12 protein-coding genes and 4 tRNA genes are annotated in these 19,815 nt (G+C 59.4%); 12 read left to right on the top strand and 4 right to left on the bottom strand.

Annotated elements, in window-relative coordinates; genetic code table 11:
• Window positions 1-123 precede the first annotated feature (123 nt).
• The 6 genes from ACQUTG_RS09715 to ACQUTG_RS09690 all read left to right on the top strand — a co-directional run bounded on the left by ACQUTG_RS09715 (window position 124) and on the right by ACQUTG_RS09690 (window position 2,899).
• Window positions 124-1,092 carry a hypothetical protein gene (locus ACQUTG_RS09715; RefSeq protein WP_428919188.1) on the top strand — a complete coding sequence of 323 codons (969 nt, stop codon included), beginning with the start codon at window positions 124-126 and terminating at the stop codon, window positions 1,090-1,092.
• A gap of 139 nt (window positions 1,093-1,231) precedes the next feature.
• Window positions 1,232-2,074, top strand: a complete 843-nt coding sequence (locus ACQUTG_RS09710) for a DUF2846 domain-containing protein (RefSeq protein ID WP_428919187.1) — start codon at window positions 1,232-1,234, stop codon at window positions 2,072-2,074.
• A gap of 102 nt (window positions 2,075-2,176) precedes the next feature.
• On the top strand, window positions 2,177-2,419 hold the full coding sequence (locus ACQUTG_RS09705) for a hypothetical protein (protein WP_428919186.1): 243 nt from the start codon (window positions 2,177-2,179) through the stop codon (window positions 2,417-2,419).
• A gap of 166 nt (window positions 2,420-2,585) precedes the next feature.
• Window positions 2,586-2,661, top strand: a tRNA-Val gene (locus tag ACQUTG_RS09700).
• 76 nt (window positions 2,662-2,737) lie between these two features.
• Window positions 2,738-2,814: transfer RNA gene (locus ACQUTG_RS09695), tRNA-Asp, on the top strand.
• A gap of 9 nt (window positions 2,815-2,823) precedes the next feature.
• A tRNA-Val gene (locus tag ACQUTG_RS09690) sits at window positions 2,824-2,899 on the top strand.
• A gap of 243 nt (window positions 2,900-3,142) precedes the next feature.
• On the opposite strand, the gene ACQUTG_RS09685 is transcribed toward ACQUTG_RS09690, so the two are convergent.
• Window positions 3,143-4,549: a 3-oxoacyl-ACP reductase gene (locus ACQUTG_RS09685; RefSeq protein WP_428919185.1), complete on the bottom strand. Its 1,407-nt coding sequence runs from the start codon at window positions 4,547-4,549 to the stop codon at window positions 3,143-3,145.
• Window positions 4,550-4,875: 326 nt separating this feature from the next.
• On the opposite strand from ACQUTG_RS09685, the gene ACQUTG_RS09680 reads away from it, so the two are divergent.
• The 3 genes from ACQUTG_RS09680 to ACQUTG_RS09670 all read left to right on the top strand — a co-directional run bounded on the left by ACQUTG_RS09680 (window position 4,876) and on the right by ACQUTG_RS09670 (window position 7,314).
• Entirely contained in the window at window positions 4,876-6,201 is a 1,326-nt protein-coding gene (locus tag ACQUTG_RS09680) for an acetyl-CoA C-acetyltransferase (protein WP_428919184.1), read from the top strand.
• A gap of 98 nt (window positions 6,202-6,299) precedes the next feature.
• Window positions 6,300-6,376 (top strand) — tRNA-Met (locus tag ACQUTG_RS09675).
• A 374-nt stretch (window positions 6,377-6,750) separates the two neighbouring features.
• The gene (locus ACQUTG_RS09670) at window positions 6,751-7,314 is read left to right on the top strand and encodes a hypothetical protein (RefSeq protein WP_428919183.1); all 564 of its coding nucleotides are present in this window, start codon (window positions 6,751-6,753) and stop codon (window positions 7,312-7,314) included.
• A gap of 164 nt (window positions 7,315-7,478) precedes the next feature.
• Here ACQUTG_RS09670 and ACQUTG_RS09665 read toward each other — a convergent pair whose 3' ends face one another.
• Complete coding sequence (locus ACQUTG_RS09665) at window positions 7,479-7,796, bottom strand: Sua5 family C-terminal domain-containing protein (RefSeq protein ID WP_428919268.1); 318 nt, start codon at window positions 7,794-7,796, stop codon at window positions 7,479-7,481.
• A gap of 328 nt (window positions 7,797-8,124) precedes the next feature.
• Here ACQUTG_RS09665 and ACQUTG_RS09660 point away from each other — a divergent pair, with 328 nt between their 5' ends.
• A complete protein-coding gene (locus ACQUTG_RS09660; protein WP_428919182.1) occupies window positions 8,125-11,610 on the top strand; it encodes an EAL domain-containing protein in 3,486 nt (1,161 codons plus the stop codon).
• Window positions 11,611-11,637: 27 nt separating this feature from the next.
• Here the strand turns inward: ACQUTG_RS09660 and ACQUTG_RS09655 are convergent, their stop codons facing one another.
• Both ACQUTG_RS09655 and ACQUTG_RS09650 read right to left on the bottom strand, forming a co-directional pair.
• A complete protein-coding gene (locus ACQUTG_RS09655) occupies window positions 11,638-13,107 on the bottom strand; it encodes an amidase (protein WP_428919181.1) in 1,470 nt (489 codons plus the stop codon).
• 38 nt (window positions 13,108-13,145) lie between these two features.
• Window positions 13,146-14,153: a hypothetical protein gene (locus ACQUTG_RS09650; RefSeq protein WP_428919180.1), complete on the bottom strand. Its 1,008-nt coding sequence runs from the start codon at window positions 14,151-14,153 to the stop codon at window positions 13,146-13,148.
• 218 nt (window positions 14,154-14,371) lie between these two features.
• Between ACQUTG_RS09650 and ACQUTG_RS09645 the strand changes: the two genes are divergently transcribed.
• Window positions 14,372-16,069 carry an autotransporter assembly complex protein TamA gene (locus ACQUTG_RS09645; RefSeq protein WP_428919179.1) on the top strand — a complete coding sequence of 566 codons (1,698 nt, stop codon included), beginning with the start codon at window positions 14,372-14,374 and terminating at the stop codon, window positions 16,067-16,069.
• On the top strand, window positions 16,066-19,815 hold the full coding sequence (locus ACQUTG_RS09640; RefSeq protein WP_428919178.1) for a translocation/assembly module TamB domain-containing protein: 3,750 nt from the start codon (window positions 16,066-16,068) through the stop codon (window positions 19,813-19,815). Before ACQUTG_RS09645 ends, ACQUTG_RS09640 begins: the two co-directional genes overlap by 4 nt.

Raw genomic sequence — 19,815 nt, 5'->3', positions numbered from 1 at the left:
CATGTATTATCAGTCGTTGACCTGAAAAGCGTCCATAATCCAGACAGAGCCGTCCGGATCTACGTTATTAATGATTCGGCCCGCAGAAGAATGAACAACCAGAACTCAGACCCAGGAGCAGTAATGGATTCCATCCGCCCAGATGACGACGAACTTCGAGCAGACGCGCCGATTGGCAGTAGCGAGCGGAAACGCTCTGCTCCGAAAAAGGCCGCCGCTGCGCCGGCTGATCGTTCCGGTGGCTCTGGTGGCGGCCGGAAACCGCCGGCGGGTAACGGGAACGGGGGCAATGGTAAGGGCGGCCTGGCCGCTGTCTGGTTGTTGTTGATTGCGGTTGCGGTGGCTGCGGTTGCCGGTTGGTATTCCCAGAATCAGCGGATCCAGGCGTTGGAGTCGCAGCTGGAGGAGGCGGATTACTGGGCGCGGCAGAGTAAGTTGGCGTTAGCGCGGTTCGAGGGTGAACTCTCGGAGACCGGGGAGAATCTTCAGGAGCGGGGGCAATCGCTGGAGGAGCAGATCGCGTCGAACAAGTCGGGGCTAGAGGAAGCTTCCAGTGAGATTCGGAAGTTGTGGGTTGTGGCCAACGAGCGTAACAAGGCGCGGCTGGATGAGCATGAGGAGCAGTTGGCGACGCTGAAGTCGGCGCTGGAGGAAGAGAAGAAGGCGGTCGCCGGTCTGGAATCCACACTCGAAGAAGCCCAGGCTTCTCTGTCTTCGGAGATTGCCGCGCTTGATGAACAGACGCAGACGTCGATTGTTGCGCTGAAGGAAAACACCGCCCAGGCCTCGGAGCAGATTACCAAACTCAGCCAGCAGATGGCGGATGTGGATCAGGTGATCGAGAGCCGGATTCGTCGTTTCGAGCAGGAGCAGAAGTTGGGGATCAGTGGCATGGAGAGCCGGATTTCTGCCCTGGAGAAGAAGACGGATGGGGTAGCGGGCAGTTCGGAGGTTCGATCCCTGCGTAACCAGTTGGCCTCTCTCAAACAGACGGTGGACTCCATCGATGCGTCCCGGGCGCAGCTGACGTCTCGGCTGGTTCGCCTGTCGGATGAGGTGGACCGGCTGGAGGCGAGGATGTCCGGTCAGTGATCGGGCTGTTGAGTTTTCGTTAAACGAGGTGTTCGGCGCTTTGTAACAGTTTGTATTCATCCCTTGCGGTAGCTCTCATTTCTGGCGGGAGCCAGTTGTTATGATCAGGCAACTCGCAAAGGGATGAAGAGCAAGAACAATGAGCAAACGAACCCTTCTGGCGCTGTCGCTTCTGGTTTTTGGTTCCGGTTGTACGGTGTACCAGTCGATCGGAAAGAGCGTCGGGTCTTTCCTGCACCCGGTGTCCGGCCCCGATTTCGTTCACATCCCGGATGACCAGTGGGATCCGGATAACGCCCTTCTTTATTTCTACCGCACCCATTCCCAGTGGGCGGCGGATGAGATCGAGGCGCCCAGCGTTTATATAGACGACCATCACTATTTCAATATCCGCAACGACAGCTACACCTGGCTCGAGGTGAGTCCCGGTGAGCGCCACATCGCCATGCGTCGGCCGCTGCTCGGACTGGAGGGGCTGAATTCGTTCAGTCTCAGTCTGATTGCCGATGCCACACTCCGTGTGGAGCCGGGGCAGATCTACTACCTGCGGTACAACGAGCTCACGGAACCGGAGCAGATCCATCCGGACCTGGATCCCGAGCATCCCTTGACTGAGGGGGACCTTCAGCTGGTAACCCGCAGCTATGCCATGCAGGCCGGGGAGATCGTATCGACGCAGTTCCTGAACAGCGACTTGTTGGCGCCCAATCATGCCGCCACCTCGATTGTGGAGGTGAACGAGGATATCGACTATGAGCGCTCGCTGACCGCGCTGGAGGAAGAGCGGGAGCTGGAGGTTGAGCGCCTCAAGGAGACGGGAAAATACGATTCCGCCCCCTGGTATTGGCCGTTCGGTGGTGGCCCGACGGTGCCACTGGAGGCAGAGCGGAAGATCCGCAAGCTGGAGCGGGACTATGCGGCGCTGGAGGAGGAGCGGGAGCGTCGGGAAGAGGCCGAATCCGGGGGCTGGTGGTTTTTCTGAGCATTGGCTGAATCGACAGGGCGCAGGAGCAGTTTCACAATTGTGAATGCCGGAACGGGTTACTACACTGCATTCAGTGAAATGAATCAGGAAGTCAGGACGATGTCTTTGAAGGATCGATTGCAGGGCCGGCTGGAAAAGCTGGCCGATGATGTGGTGCCCCGGGCCATGCAGGGGCTTGAGGATGTCCGGAGACGCCTTGAGGAGCTGAATTGCTCGCTGGCGAGCCGGTCCATTCCCGATGATCGGCGCTCGCGGGTGAGTGAGTTGTCCCTGCGCCAAAAGGCCGAACAGGCGGGCCAGCGGCTGGTGGAAAAGGGGCCGAAAAACGGCTCCGGTAAATGACCGGTTTCTGATCAGGTTTTGGTTAAAAACCGCCCGATTTTGAATGGCTTGCAGATTTTTTCAGAAAATTTCCGGAAAAGGTTTGACACCGTCAGCGAAATGCTTAAAATGCGCGTCTCACTTGCTTGAGACAGCAAGGACTTGAAAGCCTCTCGAGGTTGGAAGTGGGTGGTTAGCTCAGCTGGGAGAGCATCGCCCTTACAAGGCGAGGGTCGCAGGTTCGATCCCTGCACCACCCACCACTTTCAGAGTCTTTCAAAGGCATCACCGGATCACCCCATCCGGTTTCAGGTTCAAGCCCACGGGCTGAATTGATGCGGAGCGGTAGTTCAGTTGGTTAGAATACCGGCCTGTCACGCCGGGGGTCGCGGGTTCGAGTCCCGTCCGCTCCGCCATTTTTTCCCGGGTGGTTAGCTCAGCTGGGAGAGCATCGCCCTTACAAGGCGAGGGTCGCAGGTTCGATCCCTGCACCACCCACCAGAATTCCGAAAAGGCCGATCCGCGAGGATCGGCCTTTTTTCGTTCTAGGGGTCACTCAGGGGTCTGATGAAAGCCTTCATCTGACCCCGTTTTAAGGCCTGACGCTACCCCAGGGGTCTGATGAAAAGCCTCCGGCTTTCCATCTGACCCCACTTTCAGGTCAAACTCAGAGCTTGCCGCTAACCTGGGGTCAGATGAAGGCTTTCATCAGACCCCTGGGGCAACCAGCCCCCGTCCACCATCTCACTTCCCGATCAGCGACTGCCCGCAAACCCGCACCACATTCCCGTTCACGCCATTCGACGCCGGGCTGCAGTACCACGCAATCGCTTCGGCCACATCCACCGGCAGCCCGCCCTGGGACAGGCTGTTCATGCGCCGGCCGGCCTCGCGGATGGTGATGGGCATGGCGGCGGTCATCTGGGTTTCGATGAAGCCGGGGGCAATGGCATTGATGGTGATGCGGTTCTTCAGCTGTTTCGCCATGGCTTCGACATAACCGATCACGCCGGACTTGGCGGTGGAGTAGTTGGTCTGGCCGAAGTTGCCGGCGATGCCGCTGATCGAGGAGATGCACACGATTCGGCCGTTCTCCCGCAGCAGTTCCCGTTTCATCAGTTCTTCGTCAATGTGTTCTTCGGCAGACAGATTCACGGCGATGGTCATGTCCCAGAAGTGCTCGGGCATGTTACCCAGGGTTTTGTCCCGGGTGATGCCGGCGTTGTGGACCACCAGGTCGAGGCCGCCAAAGTGTTCCTCCGCAAAGTCGGCGATCAGTTTCGGTGCATTTTCGTCGGTGATGTCGCAGGCCAGGGCCTTGCCCTTGATGGAATCGGTCACCTTCTGAAGATCTTCCATGGCCGGCGGGATGTCCAGACCGATGACGGTGGCGCCGTCCCGGGCCAGGGTGCGGGCAATGGCTTCGCCGATGCCCCGGGAGGCACCGGTCACCAGGGCGACTTTGCCGGTCAGCGGTGCCACCGGGTTGGTGGCCGGTGCTTCGGTGCTCTTGCCGATGCGCACCACCTGGCCATCGACATAGGCGGAGCGGGCGGAGAGGAAGAAGCGGACGCTGGAGTCCAGTTGCTTTTCAGCGCCTGGCACCATCCGGATCAGGTTGGCCGTGGCGCCTTTCTTGCCGATTTCCTTGCCCACGGCGCGGACAAAACCTTCCAGGGCCTGTTGCGCAGCGGCCTGGGGTGCCTTTCGGCAGCTGGCCGGGTCCATGCCGATCACAAGTATCCGGCCATTGCCGGCGATTTTTTTGATGGTCGGGTGGAAGAAGTCGTAGACCGCCCGCAACTCCTCCGGGGTTTTGATGCCGGTGCCGTCGAATACCAGGGCGGAGAACTTCTGGTCGATGTCGCCGCCAATCTCGAGGGGCTTGGCTTTGTTGCCGGCCTTGGCGGAATCGGTCAGGGTGTCCGGGCCGGCGGCATGGTGCAGGGTGGCGGCGCTGGCGCCGAGGATGCTGCCTACCGTGGCATTGGCCCGGGCACCGGGGGCCGCGCCGACGAGGACGTCGCCTTCGATGAAGGGCTGGTCGGTGCGTTTCAGGCGTTTCAGGGGCACGGGTGAGGGCAGGCCCAGGGTTTGGGCGGCGGATTTGCCGACGGGGGTGTTGACGATTTTAAGGTAGAGGTCAGACATTGGGTCTTCCTTGTATTTGCGGTTGGATGCAATTTGACCTACAGGGTAAAGAATCCTTTAGTTTTTGGATTGACTCAATGCTTTTGGTTGATTGTCAGGGGCGCCAATGAGGCATTGTGTTCTGTCGCTAGACTGGGTCCCGGTGATTTAGACCTTGGGGGAGGGTGATTGGGGAGGCCTTTCCAAAACACGCTCCTTGCGGCACGTCCCTGTGACGCTTGGGCTCCGCCATCCATGGCTCCGCACAGTTTTGGAAAGGCCTCCCCAATCACCCCATACTGGGTTCATTCATTCGCTCATCCTCATTTAACTCAGGTAACAAGACCATGGCACAGGCTCCGAAACGTACACAGAGAAAGTCACCAGCGAAGAAGACCGATAACGGAATCCGCCGCGTTGCGGTTATCGGCGGCAACCGCATTCCCTTCGCCAAATCCAACACCGCCTACAGCAAGATCAGTAACCAGGAACTGCTGACGTCCGCACTCCGTGGCCTGGTGGATCGTTTTGATCTCCAGGGTAAGCGCATGGGCGAGGTGGTCGCCGGTGCGGTGATCAAGCACTCGCGGGATTTCAATCTGACCCGGGAGTCGGTGCTCAGTTGTGGACTGGCGCCGGAGACGTCGGCTTATGATATTCAGCAGGCCTGTGGTACCGGGCTGGAGGCAGCGATTCTGGTGGCAAACAAGATTGCCCTGGGCCAGATCGAGTGCGGGATTGCCGGGGGTACCGATACTACCTCCGATGCGCCGATCGGTGTCGGTGAGGGCCTGCGGGAGATTCTGCTGGATCTGAACCGGGCGAAGACGGCGAAGGAGCGGCTGAAGATTCTGGGTCGGTTCCGGCCGGGGCATCTGGTGCCGGAGATTCCGGAGAATGGCGAGCCGCGAACCGGGATGTCCATGGGTGAGCATGCCCAGGTAACGGCGAAGGAGTGGGATATTGCCCGGGAAGATCAGGATCAGTTGGCCTGGGAGAGTCATCAGAAGCTGGCCAAGGCGTATGAGGAAGGCTTTTTCAGCGATCTGATGACACCGCTGGCGGGGCTGGAGAAGGACAACATTCTCCGCCCGGATACCACTCTGGAGAAACTGGCGACGTTGAAACCGGTGTTTGACCGCGAGAATGGCACCATGACGGCTGCCAACAGTACTGCGCTCACAGACGGCGCGTCCTGCGTGTTGTTGGCCAGTGAGGAGTGGGCGAAGGAGAACAATCTGGAGGTGAAGGCCTGGCTGACGTTCTCGGAAGTGGCTGCGGTGGACTTTGTCGACAAGAAGGAAGGTTTGCTGATGGCGCCGACGTATGCGGTGCCCCGGATGCTGGAGAAGGCCGGTCTGACGCTGCAGGATTTCGATTTCTACGAGATCCACGAGGCGTTTGCCGCGCAGGTTCTCTCCACGCTCAAGGCCTGGGAAGATCCCGCCTTCTGTAAGGAGCGTCTGGGCCTGGACAAGCCGCTGGGCAGCATTGATCGGGATAAGCTCAACGTAAAGGGCAGCAGTCTGGCCACTGGTCATCCGTTCGCTGCCACCGGTGGCCGGATCGTGGCCACGCTTGCCAAACTGCTGGAGGAAAAGGGCAGCGGCAGGGGCCTGATTTCGATCTGTGCGGCTGGCGGACAGGGGGTGACGGCGATCCTGGAAAGATAATTACGGGAGAGCCGTAATATCCTTTGACAGTCTGCATCCCAGACCGTATCATGCGCGCCACGTTGATCGGGGTTACCCCGAAAGACAACCAGTTTTGATGCGGGGTGGAGCAGTCTGGTAGCTCGTCGGGCTCATAACCCGAAGGTCGTTGGTTCGAATCCAGCCCCCGCTACCACTATTGAAACAAAGCCCGCTTTTGCGGGCTTTGTTGCTTTTGAGCGGGGGCTTTTGGGTCAGCTCTTTTTCTCCGTGCCCTGCCTCCCCCCCCAAACCCTGCCTCCCCCCCCCAAACCCTGCCTGTTCCCAATAGCTCCTCGTCACCTCGCTCATGTCGTTCATGACCACAGCAACGCGTTTGTCGTCGCGATTTCTCAAGAGGGTTCAACCCCGTTCCGGACTAGTGATAATTCCCATTCAATTAGGGCCAAGTATCGAGTTACCTATGTGACAGCATCGAGGTCCTTTATAGAATCTAGATAGTCATCAGGGACTTGAGGCTGCGCACTTATTCAGGAGCTGTCGGACCACATTGCAGTTGAGAGTCAAGACATGGGCCATTTCGAAAACGAAGTTGAGAGTCACCATGTAGAGTTTCGTGGTGAACATCCATTTTCGATCTGTTCGTCGTGCACTGAGACAATCATGGGGCGTAGTACCGTCTGCAGGCAATGTGGTTATAATCCGGCCACTGAAAATCACGTTCCGTTGTGGGCGCTATCTCCGAACCAGGTTTTGGCGGAAGAGCCGGCCATCCTGACTTATTCTGAAATCCGCACTGATGACCGATGCCTCAAAGTAGAAGACGTGTTTTGGGGGGAGATCCGACGCCCTTGGATATTGCCTTTTGTCGTGAGTGTAGTGTTGATTTCGACCGCTATGGCGATGTTGGCGGCGGAGAACGTTTCATCATGGATGTTGTGGAGTAAATCGTTAGGGATAACACTTCTCACCTCCATTGCCGGAGTCTGTTGGTTCCGCTATCGGATTTACTCAATCAGGCTCTATACGTTCACTTGCGAAGAGGTTCAGCTGCAGGGGGAGCGCCAGGTGATTCTTGGGTTTTGGAAGCAGCTCAATGAGGTTTTGGCTATTCGGGCGAACGGGGCGGGCTGAAAGAGCAACCCTATTCTCAAGCCTTGTCCTCAGGTGGTTCTCGGCTTCCATGTCCAATTTGAATCCGGCGAATCTTCGCCTTGGCGCCGACTCGGTCCTACAACACCATTGGAATTAAGCCATTCAGCCCCAGCACAAATTTTCATCTGCAATACTTCACTCGCCTATCTCGAACAAGCCCGCCTGAGCCTGTCATGAATGGCCATCCAGCGGTCGGTTTCCGGTGGCAGCTCTATGAACAGATAATCCAGATCAGGCAGGTCCATCGAATGCATCGCGGTATACAGCATTCGGGCATACTCATCCGGATCGGCAGGGAGCCGGCTGGATTCGTCGGCCTCAGGTCCGGGAACGGATTGCCACCAGATCACGCCAATGCGCGAGCCTTTAGGGACGCGTCGAGAGAATTGTTCCGGAAAGTCCTGAGCCGGTATACCAATAGTTGGCGTATTCGGCTGGGATTTACTGGCATCGCCGGCCAGACCGTAGACGGTCTCCGTAGGAAGGGCTACCAGGTGGCCACGTCGGAGCAGGTTCGCTGCGTGTTCGGTAGCGCCTGATATTTTAATATTAAAGGATCGGTATTTTCGATGTTAAGGGGATGCATTCCTGGATTCATGCCGTTGCACCCTCACTATGAAACCACCTTTTGCAAAAGTTTACGGAATCTGACCCTGCTCAAAAAAAATACTATTGCATGGCGGGCCATTTTGGTGCGAAATATGCACATGATTTACTTTATAAAGTTCTTGCCCCAAGGACTTGGCCAACTTTTGTGGCCATCTATCTTTTCACTGGTTCCTCTAGTCTATGCTCCCGACACCCAATGAGTTTCGGCTGCAGGCGATCCTGCTGGTCCTGTTTGGCTGCAGTGTCCTTACGGGCCTGATCAGTTTTGCCATGGAGGCTCTGCCGTTCCTGGCCGTGCCGGAGCGCTTGACGCTCAGTCCGGAGGGGGCACCTGCCATCATTCTTATCGGTTTCGCCGTTCTTGCCCTGACTTTCCCTCGGCACTTTTGGCGGATGCTGGCGGGAGGTCTGGTTTCCATATTCGGCGTTTACGGGCTGATTCGTTCGCTGCTGTCCCTCTGGTCAGGGGGGGGGCTGCATCCGGTTAGCGTTTCTAATGTATTGGACCTGCTGCCACCCCTGGCACTGCTGATGATGGCTGGCGTGAGCTTTTTGGGTGTGCGCAGTGCCAGGGGGAGTCTGTTCGGATTCATTACCGGCTGCACCGGCGTGGGCATTGGTGCCATTGTGCTGGTCAGCCATTTGTACGAGGGGCTCGATGCAGAGGTAGCCGGTCTTGGGGCAGGCTTTTCCATGATTGGGGGGCTGTACTGTATCGCTTTCGGTGCAGTCCTCGTGCTCCTCTCTGAACAGAAGGCGAGCAGGCGGTTTTCGGTTCACTGTAAGGGCGCTTTTATTGGCCTGCTGGCTGTCATGGGCACCTTTGTCCTGTTCCTGTTGGCGAGCTGGAGCATCAATATGCAGCGCCATCAGGAGGCCCGGACAATCCTCCAGCACTACCAGGAAACCCTGGAGCATGGGGTGGATGAGCACGTCAGACTGATCGACCGTCTGGCCGGGCGTTGGGCCGCTGGGGATAATGATGTTCCCGATGAAACCAGGCGACTGGAAGTCAGTCGCTACTATGCAGACAAGCCGGCCCTGGATGCATTGATGGTCGTTAGGGGAGAAGGGCAGCCACTATGGCGATCTGCACGGTCCCCGGGGGATTTATTGTGGCTGATGGATCAGGTGGTCAAGCCTGATGTTCTGTCGTGGCTGCGGCGGGCCCGAGAGCAGAACATCGCCAACAGCTGGTTTTTCCCTGACAATAGCGATCCGTTCAAGGTCCTGAGCCTCGTCGCCACCAACCGCGCCGCTGGCGAGTTTCTGGCTGTATTCGATATCCGTGAGATGTTGGCGTACGAGGTACCCAACAGCAACCATGAATTCGACCTTGCGCTCGTGCCGGTCGGACCTGCTGCCGGGAAAAGTGATCCGAGCCTGAATACCGGTCTGCCTGAAATCCGTGAAACGACAGTCGTCGAGCTTGACCCCGGAGCCAGTGTATTGCTGACCGCCAGGGCCGGCCCACCTGCCTTGTTTTCGCTTCGTTTTTTGTTTCCGATGACGGTTCTGCTTTTCGGTCTGTGGATGAGCTACCTGTTGATCATGGGGCGGAATCTGCTTGGTGCCTATAAGGATCAAACGAAGGTGCTTGGTCAGGCCGAACAGGAGTTCCGCTCCCTTTTCTCCCGATCACCCGATACCATCATTGCCTTCGACAAACGGGGCTATTACCGGGCGCTGAATTCGGTAGCCAAGGCTCTCGTTGGCCTGGACGACTCCGATGTCGGGGTCACGCATTACCAAACGGTGTTGCGAGCCGCGGCGATGACCGAGGATGACAAACGCCGTTTCGTGACGGCCTTCAGTAATGCCGTGGCGGGGCACACCCAGTCCTTTGAAATCGGCTTTGCCTCTCCGGGAAGCGGCGATCTCCGGAACTATGAGTGTGACTTTCTGCCCATCGTGGTGGACGATGCCGTCACCGGAGCCTATTTCATCGCCAAGGACATCACGGAGAAACTGCTGTCCCAGGAAAGCCAGAGAATTTTCAAACGCAGCCTGGAATCCAGTGATAACGGGGTTGTGATTGTGGATTATCGGGCAGAGAGTTTGCCGGTGGTTTATGTGAACCCTGCCTTTTCCAGGATGACCGGTTATTCCGAAGCCGAGGTTCTGGGCGCTCCGGCCAGACTGCTCACCGGGCCAGAAACAGAAGAGGCGGACATCAGGCGCATCAGACGTGCCGTGAAAGCCGGCCGCTGCATCAGTCTGACAATGAAAAGCTACCGTCGGGACGGAACACCCTTCTGGAGCCAGATGTCCGTGACCCCGGTGCGCGACCATGATGACGAAATCAGCCATTACACTGCCATCATGCGGGACATTTCGGACAAGAAAGAACAGGAGCAACGGCTGGCATACCAGGCGACCCATGATGTTCTGACCGGGTTGGGCAACCGTGCGCTGTTCGAGGATCACCTGAAGCATGACGTTTCCCTGGCGAAGCGGAGTGGACAGGTCCTGGCCGTGCTGTTTATCGACCTGGACGAGTTCAAACCCATCAACGATACCCTGGGCCACAAGGTTGGAGATGAACTGCTCATCAGCGTGGCACGGAAGCTTGAGACCGTGATTCGTCCTTCCGACACCCTGGTCCGGTTCGGAGGGGATGAGTTCGTGCTCCTGTTGCCGGACGTGGAGTCCGTACGGCGGGTGGAAAACGTGGCAGAGAGAATTCTGCAAGAACTTTCCAAACCACACATCATTGGCTCGCATGAACTCTTTATTTCCGCGAGCATCGGTATCAGCATACTATCCGAAGATCTGGATCAGCCGGAAAAACTTTTGCAACACGCCGATATGGCCATGTACAAGGCCAAACAGCAAGGGCGTGACACCTATGAGCTGTTTTCGCCAGACCTTGATAACAAGCTCTCTAAGCGAGTGGCGCTCAGAAACGAACTTCAGGAGGCGATCCAGTCCGGTCAGCTGGTTCTGCATTATCAGCCCCAGGTCAATTTGTTCGGTGACTTGTGTGGCCTCGAGGCGCTTGTTCGCTGGGAGCACCCGGAGAAAGGCGTTATCTCACCCGCAGACTTCATCCCGATGGCGGAAGAGACCGGTCAGATCGTACAGTTGGGTAAATGGGTGACGACCCAGGCCTGCCGTGACGCGAAGCGGCTCCAGGAAATGGGACTGCTGAGGGGCCGTATGGCGGTTAACCTGTCGCCTTTGCAGTTTCACCGTCGCAGTTTCCTGAGTTCGGTAAGGAGCATTCTGGCGAAAACCGGGCTGCGAGCGGAATACCTTGAACTGGAGCTTACCGAAGGGATCCTGATGAGGGATACGGATGGTGCGGTCGATATACTCAACGCCCTGGCGGGGATGGGCATTGCCACGGCAATCGATGATTTCGGAACGGGGTATTCTTGTTTCGCTTACCTGCGGAACCTGCCCGTGGACAAGATCAAGATTGACCGGAGCTTCGTCGATCGTGTCACCACCAACGACAAGGATGCGGCTGTATGCAAGGGCGTGATCACGCTCGCCCGGGAACTGGACCTGAACGTCATCGCCGAGGGCGTTGAAACGGAAGAGCAGGTCCGGTTTTTGAGTGCGAATGGCTGTGGGGCATTCCAGGGCTACTATTTTGCCAGACCAATGCCCTTTGACGACCTGGTCGAGTGGACCAGTCAGGGGGTCACAACCGCAATTTGAGGCCTTTGTCGAAAACCTGACATTGCCTTATTGAGGAGGAGCAAAGCCAGCCAGACCGTGCTCCTCCATCAATTCCCCGAACCGGATCGTCGTCAGATCCGTGCCGGGCGCCCCGATCACCTGCACGTTATAGGGCAGGCCTTCTTTCGTGCGCCCGATCGGTACTGAGGTGGCGGGCAGCCCTAACAGAGTGGCCAGAGCGATCCAGCAAAACTGATCCATATAGGCCCTGGGTTTGCCTGCCACGGTGATACGTCGCTTGAACACCGGTTGGCTGTGGTCGTGATGGATGGCAGCTGTGGGGGTGATCGGTGTGAGCAATACATCGAAATCCTCGAACAGGGTTTCAATCTCGGCCCGCATCTTTTCCCGGACTTCGCTCCACTGCATCCACTCATAAATCCGCTGGTTCACCCCGCGGGCGTATTCGCCAATGTAAGGGGTGATCGGGCCCAGCAGGTGTAGCCAGCGCTCCAGCAGTGCGATCCATTTCATCTGCCGGCGTTGGGCCGGTTTCAGCGAAGTTCCGATCAGGCTGCCCAGCAGGTTGAAGTAGGCCGGCAGAATGTGTTCCAGGCTGAGCAGGGGGTGATTGGCCTCGGCCACGAGGGCGCCCCGGTCTTCCAGGTTCTTGCCCAGAGTTCGATAACCTTCCACCAGTTCGTCCTCAACCGGGCACAGGGGGTCGTCCAGCCACAGCGCCACCCGGGCCTGATCAAGTTTCTTGAGCCGCGCCGGCTGCATGGCCAGAGCCCAGCTGCGGCTCTCGGCCGGGCGTGGGCCGGCGATGACTTGGAGCAGCAGTTCCAGATCCCGCGCATTTCGGGCCATGGGGCCGCCTTCGGCCAGATCCGGTTGGGATTCGGTGCCGGGCGGTCCCGGAATGTGGCCCCGGAACGACACGAGAGACCGGCTGGGTTTGTGGCCGAACACGCCACAGAAATGCGCGGGAATGCGGATGGAGCCTGCCAGGTCGCTGCCGACCTCCAGCGGTGTGAAGCCGGAAGCCAGGGCGGCCGCAGCGCCACCTGAAGAGCCGCCGGGTGTGCGGGTCGGGTCATAGGGGTTGTTGGTGACACCGAACAGCTTGTTGTAGCTCTGCAAATCCGTGGCGTAGAGCGGAATGTTGGTTTTACCCAGGATGATGGCGCCGGCTTCTTCCAGGCGGCTGACCACATCCGCGTGGCGTTGTGGTCGGTGGTTCCGCAGGGCAGGGGCGCCTGCGGTGCAGGTCATGCCGGCCACTTCCCAGGTGTCCTTGAGGGTGAGCGGCAGGCCGTGCAGAGGGCCCAGATGCTGGTTGTTCGCACGCTGCCGGTCCGCTTCCCGCGCCTGTTCCAGGACACGATTCTCATCGAGCGTGACCACCGCATTGATGGCGGGGTTCTGTTCCCGGATGCGGGCCAGCAGGGCCTGGGCGAGCTGCTCACTGGTCAGTGTTCCGTTCTCGAGGTGGCGCAGGAGTTCGTGAGCCGGTTGGTAATGCAGAGCGTCCATGGGCGATCTCTTGTTGTTTGGGGCGTCTTTCTTATACGTTACGGCAGCTGGGCACGCCAGTGCTTGACCTTAACCTGGCCTTTTATGGCATCCAGAATCTCGATGATCAGGTCGATCAGCGCCTGGTTCTGGGTTTCATCGGCGGCCACCTGGTCCGGGGTGGGCAGGAAGACGTTCACGATGTCCTCGATGAACGCGTGGTTGGAGCTGGACGCAAGGTCTTCCAGGATCTGGTGAATCACGTTGGCAACGATGTCACCGACGGCGTCTTCCAGGGTCTCCTGAATGGTGGGGCCAACCATCGGCAGGTATTTCAGGCGCGACAACTCCAGGTTCTGCTTCAGGGCGTTGTCCACCCGACCTTCGAGGTAGTTTCGCAGTGCGCCACGATTGGGCACGTAGCCTTCCTGTGCAGCCTCGGCAACGCGCTGGGAGATCCAGTCCGAGAGCATGTCACGGCGGGGATACAGGATGTCTTTCTGGATCCGGTCAAACAGGGGAGAGCCCCGGCGGACCTCGTCCTGAACGCCGCTGAGGACCTTGAGCACAATCCGGTCGGACAGCTCTTCCATGAACGCTTCATAATAAAAGTTCACGAACCGATAGATTTTCGTGCTGGTGATGTCGATGATCCGGTATTGGTGCAACCGGTAGATGATGGAGATCACCCGCAGGATCCGGAGGAAACGCAAACTGCCCACCGGGATACAGCCCACCAGGTCGTACCAGTGAATGAACGGGTAGAAATACCACCGGTCATAGACGCTGGCCTTGATGGCATAAGCCCAGCGCACGAAGAATTCGGTGAGGAAGATGGTCACGAAAATCATGTCGTAGAAAATGAACCGCTCATGGATGGGGTGATAAGCGGATTGCAGCGCCGGCGCATGCTCTTTGAGCAGGTTCTGGATGGCGACAAAATTGTAGATGGAGTCCCAGATGATGAATGCCAGGTTCAGGATGAGCAGGCCGAGCATCAGGAAATCGATGACGAACCAGATGAGCTGATGACTGGACTTCAGGTTTTCCCGGTTTATGTGCAGCATGCGGTGGCCACTTATCCGATCTGGAGGCTGTGTAAGTCCCTGACAGGTTAGCGTATTTGTACCCCAAGCACGACAGGCTCCTCAACTTGACCGCCTGACGTTAAACTTCCAATCTTTAATGGAACGTATACCACCCCTAGGGAAAGAACATCAGAAGCCGGAGTCTGTCTATTAACCCGATCCCGAGAATTTACCCGTTCTGCCTGCTGTTGCTACTGGTGTGGCTATGGCCGGCTGCGGGGCATGCCCGGCAGGTCGAGGTTCGGGTCAATGGTGACTTTCCGGAGCTGGAAGCCAACGCGAAGGCCTTTATTGGTGAAGTAGAAGGCCGCAGCGAAGCCAACCTGCGCCGATATGCCGCTACGGCCGTTCGTCAGGCCGGTGAGGCGCTGCGGGCCCTGGGCTATTACAACCCTCAAATCGACTGGCGAGTGGAGGCGGGGGATGAAGAAGACCTGGCCCTGCTCATTCTGGAGATCGATCCGGGCGAGCCGGTGAAAGTCACCTCGCGGGAGGTGGATATCCGGGGCCCCGCAGGGGAGGATGCGGAGTTCATGAGTGGGCTGCCGGAAACGCCGGCCGTGGGGGATGTTCTGGATCACGGTGAGTATTCCAGCCTGCGGAGTGCCATACAGACCCGGGCCCGCCAACGGGGCTACTTTGGGGGGCAGTTTGTTACCCGGACCCTGCGCGTTAATCCGGAAGAGAACACTGCCGAGATTGTTCTGGTCTTTGAATCCGGTGAGCGGTACCGCCTGGGAGAGGTCACCTTTGAGGAGGGGCACTGGTTCGAGACCTCCTTGCTGGAGGATTTTGTCACCTTCGAGCCGGGCACCCCTTATCACACGGACATCATCGCCCGACTGAACCGGGACCTCTCCAGTAGCGGTTATTTTTCCGGTGTGGATGTGGATGCCGTGCCGGGGAATGCGGTCGATGGGGTTATCCCGGTGAGCGTTGCCGTGACGCGCCGGGAGCGCCGTTCGGTGGCGACCGGGGTGGGTTTTTCCACGGACGTTGGCCCCCGCGTCCGTGGCACCTGGCGCGAGCACTGGGTCAATCCCATGGGGCATAAGCGGGGTGCCGAAACCGAAATATCCCAACCCCGGCAGAACCTCAGTACCTGGTACGAGCTGCCTCTGGACCCGCCGATGACGGATCTGATCCGCCTGACCGCAGGTTACCAGCGGGAGGATATCGAGAATGTGGAATCCGAACTGCTGACCCTCGGCCAGCAGTGGCAGCACCAGCTGGATAACGGCTGGTTGCAGGTGTTGTCCCTCCGCTGGGAGGGCGAGCGCTTCAATATCGGCAATGATGAAAAAGGCACCAGTAGCCTGCTGTTGCCGGGCGTCGGCTATTCCAGGCTGCGACAGGATTCTCCCCTGGATCCGTCACGGGGATATCGACTGCAACTGGATGTCACGGGTTCACATCGGGCGGTGCTGTCGAAGGTGGATATCCTGCACGTATACGCTCAGGCCAAGGGGCTTTATACCCTGTTTGATAATCACCGCTTCCTGGGACGGTTCCAGATCGGCGCGGTCGGCACCAACCGTTTCGAGGATGTCCCGCCCTCGCTGCGTTTCTTCGCCGGTGGTGACCAGAGTGTCCGGGGCTACGGCTATGAAACCCTGTCCCCGGAAAATGACAATGGCGTGCCAGTGGGTGGGCGTTACCTGATGGCAGGTAGTGCCGAATACCAGTACGAGTTTGCCGAGCGCTGGCGCGCGGCGATATTTGTGGATCATGGCAACGCCATCAACGATCTGCTTGATCCCCTGGCTACGGGTGCCGGTATCGGCCTGCGTTGGGTCAGCCCGGTGGGACCGCTGCGCCTGGATATTGCCAAGGGGCTGGATCCGGAGTTTGGCGGGGATTGGCGAATTCACTTTTCGATGGGGCCTGAGCTGTGACGGACGAAAACCGGGCGATGGACACGGCCAGCGAACGCGCCCCCCGCAGGAGGCATCCGTTGCGCTGGCTGGGGCTGATCCTGGCGGTGATCATCCTGCTACCGGTGTTGCTGATCGGTGCGGCCCTGCTGTTGGTGCGTTCGGAGACCGGGACCGCCTGGATGATCGAGCAGGTTCCGGGCCTGACCGTGGACGAAGGGCAGGGCACCCTGTTGGGTCGTTGGCAGGCAACTCGGCTCCAATGGCAGGGCTATGGCATCACTCTGGATGTGCGACAGCCGCTGCTGGACTGGTCGCCCTCCTGCCTGTTCCAGAAGCGTTTGTGCGTCGACACATTGCACGCGCAGGCAATGGAACTGGAAACGGCGCCCTCGTCGGACGGCGCGGAACCGGCTTCGGGCGTCACCCTGCCGGTGGTCGACGTTCCGCTGTCCCTGGAAATATCGGACGTTCGCATCGGGGCATTCACGGTCAACGGGACCGCAGTCTGGGACCGGTTTGAACTGGATGCTGGCGGATCCGGTGCCAGCTGGCAGCTGGAGCGGGTTCATTACCAACGGGCGGATTATGCCGTGACCGCCCGGGGACGGGTGGAAACCCGGGGAGACTGGCCGGTCGACCTGGAAGTCATCGCCACCCTGCCGCCACCCCGTGGGGATCAATGGGAGATTGCGGTGAACCTGTCGGGCAGCGTCGAGGATCTGCGCCTGGATGGGGTCAGTCGTGGCTACCTGGATGCCCGGCTGTCAGGTCGGGTAGCGCCTCTGGATCCGGCGTTACCTGCCCGGTTGCGGGTTGTCGCTGACCAGTTCACGGCACTGGATGCCCTGCCCGAAACTCTCACCTTCCAGGACCTTGTCGTGGAGGCAGACGGATCGCTGGAGCAGGGTTTCCGCACCCGTGGAGAGGCCACGCTGCCAGGTACCGTCGGACCCGTTGCCTTGAGGCTGTCTGGCCTGGTCACCACCGCCGGAGCCGATAACCTTGAGCTGGTGCTGGCTTCTGAAGGGGAGCCGCCCGGCAATGCCACTGTCCGGGGTAACCTGAGTTGGGCCGACGGCTTTTCCGCCGAGGCTGACCTGAGCCTGGATCGCTTCCCTTGGTATTCGCTGGTGCCGGACCTGTCCGAGCCGCCGGTCGAACTCAATACCCTGACAGGCAACTTCAGTTGGGCGGACAATCAATACCAGGGCACTCTCAAGGCGGAGACCCGAGGCCCGATGGGGGAGGCCACCGTTGCAGCTTCCCTGGATGGGGATCTCAAGGCGGTCAACCTCTCTGAGCTTGCCCTGGAAACCGGCGCAGGATCGGCCACCGGCAGTGGCCGGGTCGGCTTTGACGGACCAGTGAGCTGGCAGGCTGCGCTTGAACTCAGTGATTTCAATCCGGGGTTCTGGGTGCCGGCATTGGAGGCGTCGCTGAATGGCGAGGTCAAAAGCGAGGGCTCCCTTGAACAAGCGCCGGTGCCACGTATGACCGCAAGCTGGGATCTCTCGGGGAGCTGGCGCTCTCACGAAACCCTGGCCACCGGCGCTCTGAATACCGAAACCGGCAGTTGGGTGGTGTCCGGCCTGGAACTGGTCGTAGGGGATAACCGGGTGTCCGGCGAGGGTGCGTGGGGGCCTGAACTGTCGGCAGACCTGACCATGTCCCTGCCCAAGCCCGAGCAACTTCTTGCCGGTCTGGCCGGTGAACTCGAGGCAACTTTGAAGCTTTCCGGCAGTCCGGAGGACCCGGTCGCAGAGCTTGTGGCCGATGGCCAGGCTCTGGCCTGGCAGGACCAGCTGACCATCGGCAGCCTGGCGGTGAACGCCTCCCTGTCGGAAGGCCAGGTGCTCGATGCCAGCGTGGAGGCCGGGAAGATTGAGTCGGCAGGTCAGGCGCTGGAAACGCTGGTATTGAATGCCGCCGGCACCCGGGAGAATCATACGCTGGCGGTCGATGCGCAACATGCAGATGCCCGGGTTACTGTGGATTTTGAAGGCGGCTTTGGCGAGCGCTGGCAAAGCTGGCTGGGGAGTCTTGCCAGGGGCGATATCTCGATCCCGGAACAGGATCAACGGTGGCGCCTGCAGGCGCCGGCGGAACTGGCCTGGGAACCGAATGGACGGGTGCGGTTCGGCGCCCATTGCTGGGCCTGGCAGCAAAGCTCGGTGTGCGCCGAGGACCAGTTACTGTATCCGCGCCCGGAGATTGCCTATCGGATCAGCCGCTTTCCGACTGAGGCGCTGTCTCCGCTGCTGCCTGAAACCCTCCGGTGGCAGTCGGAGCTGAACGCCGAAGTGTCATTCACCCAGGATGATGCAGGCCCCACCGGCCGTGTGTTTGTTGATGCTGGCAGTGGCGAGTTTGATGTCCTGGTCGATGGCGAGTGGGAGGCGCTGGGTTACTCGTCCCTGACGGCGGAACTGGCTTTGCAACCGGACGTGGCCAATGTCGATGTCCGGCTGGATGGCGATGCGCTCGGCGGTTTTCGTCTGGATCTTGCCGTCGATCCCGACAGCGCCGACCGCCGGGTCGAAGGGGATTTCAGTCTTCAGGGCCTGGATCTGGCTCTGGCCGGGGTTTTTACCGGGCTCCAGGAGGTGGCCGGCGAGATCAGTGGCCAGGGGCGATTGTCCGGTCCGCTGATGAAACCGGCGGTGACCGGAGAGCTGGCACTGGTGGATGGCCGGATCATGGATCCAACGTTGCCCGTGCCTCTTGAGGATATCCTGATCCAGGTTGACCTGAACGGATATTCCGCTGATCTGAGCGGCCGGATCCGCAGCAATGATCGAAGTGAAACCACCCTGGATGGCAGTGTCGACTGGTCCGGTGCGCCGAGGGGGAGGCTGGCCATTGCCGGCAGCCGGATTCCGCTCAACATTGAGCCCTATGCCCGGCTGGAAATTGCCCCGGACCTGGAGGTGACCTTCAGTGAGGGCGATCTGGCGGTCTCCGGTGAGGTGGCTGTCCCTCGGGGAAGTATCGAAATCAAGTCCCTCCCGGCGCAGGCGGTCCAGGTGTCCGAGGACGAGGTCATTGTGGGCGTGGAACAGGAGGAGCCCGCCATCCGTTCGATGGAAATGGATGTCACCGTCCGGGTCGGGGAGGATGAGGTCACCTTCGCTGCCTTTGGCGTCACTGGCAATCTCGAGGGTACCCTGCGCATCGGCAACGATATGGATACCCGGGGTACCCTGCAGCTGGTGGACGGGCACTATGAGGCCTACGGTCAGGAGCTGCAACTGCGCACAGCCAGGCTTCTGTTCGTGGGTAACCTCACACAGCCCTATCTCGAGATCGAGGCAATACGAGAGGTAGGTTCCGTAGTGGCCGGGCTGCGGCTCAGTGGCCCCGTCCAGGCGCCCTCGACCGAAGTCTTCTCGAACCCGGACATGCCACAATCCGATGCGCTCTCTTACCTCATCCTCGGCCGGGCGCCACAGAGCCAGGGCGACGAAGGACAGATGAACCGCGCTGCCCTGTCACTGGGCCTGACCCAGGCCAGCAAGGTTACCGGGCAACTTGGAGAAGAGCTGGGTATCCGGCAGCTGACCCTGGAAGCCGAGGGGACGGGTGAGCAGACCTCGGTGGTGGCCAGTGGGTATCTGACGGAGGACCTCAGCGTGCGCTACGGCGTGGGCATCTTCGAGCCCATTACCACCGTGGCATTGCGATATGACCTCGGCAAATATTTCTACCTGGAGGCCGCCAGTGGTCTGGCGGCCTCGCTCGATATCTTTTACACCCGGGATTTCTGA

Source organism: Marinobacter sp. DUT-1, from assembly GCF_050379415.1.
In the GTDB taxonomy this organism is placed as follows: Bacteria; Pseudomonadota; Gammaproteobacteria; order Pseudomonadales; family Oleiphilaceae; genus Marinobacter.
This window is presented reverse-complemented; position numbering and strand designations above follow the sequence as displayed.

Excerpts from the sequence above, each read along its gene's own strand:
- ACQUTG_RS09715 (WP_428919188.1), top strand. The coding sequence starts at position 124 with ATGGATTCCATCCGCCCAGATGACGACGAACTTCGAGCAGACGCGCCG.
- ACQUTG_RS09710 (WP_428919187.1), top strand. The coding sequence starts at position 1,232 with ATGAGCAAACGAACCCTTCTGGCGCTGTCGCTTCTGGTTTTTGGTTCC.
- ACQUTG_RS09705 (WP_428919186.1), top strand. The coding sequence starts at position 2,177 with ATGTCTTTGAAGGATCGATTGCAGGGCCGGCTGGAAAAGCTGGCCGAT.
- ACQUTG_RS09685 (WP_428919185.1), bottom strand. The coding sequence starts at position 4,549 with ATGTCTGACCTCTACCTTAAAATCGTCAACACCCCCGTCGGCAAATCC.
- ACQUTG_RS09680 (WP_428919184.1), top strand. The coding sequence starts at position 4,876 with ATGGCACAGGCTCCGAAACGTACACAGAGAAAGTCACCAGCGAAGAAG.
- ACQUTG_RS09670 (WP_428919183.1), top strand. The coding sequence starts at position 6,751 with ATGGGCCATTTCGAAAACGAAGTTGAGAGTCACCATGTAGAGTTTCGT.
- ACQUTG_RS09660 (WP_428919182.1), top strand. The coding sequence starts at position 8,125 with ATGCTCCCGACACCCAATGAGTTTCGGCTGCAGGCGATCCTGCTGGTC.
- ACQUTG_RS09655 (WP_428919181.1), bottom strand. The coding sequence starts at position 13,107 with ATGGACGCTCTGCATTACCAACCGGCTCACGAACTCCTGCGCCACCTC.
- ACQUTG_RS09650 (WP_428919180.1), bottom strand. The coding sequence starts at position 14,153 with ATGCTGCACATAAACCGGGAAAACCTGAAGTCCAGTCATCAGCTCATC.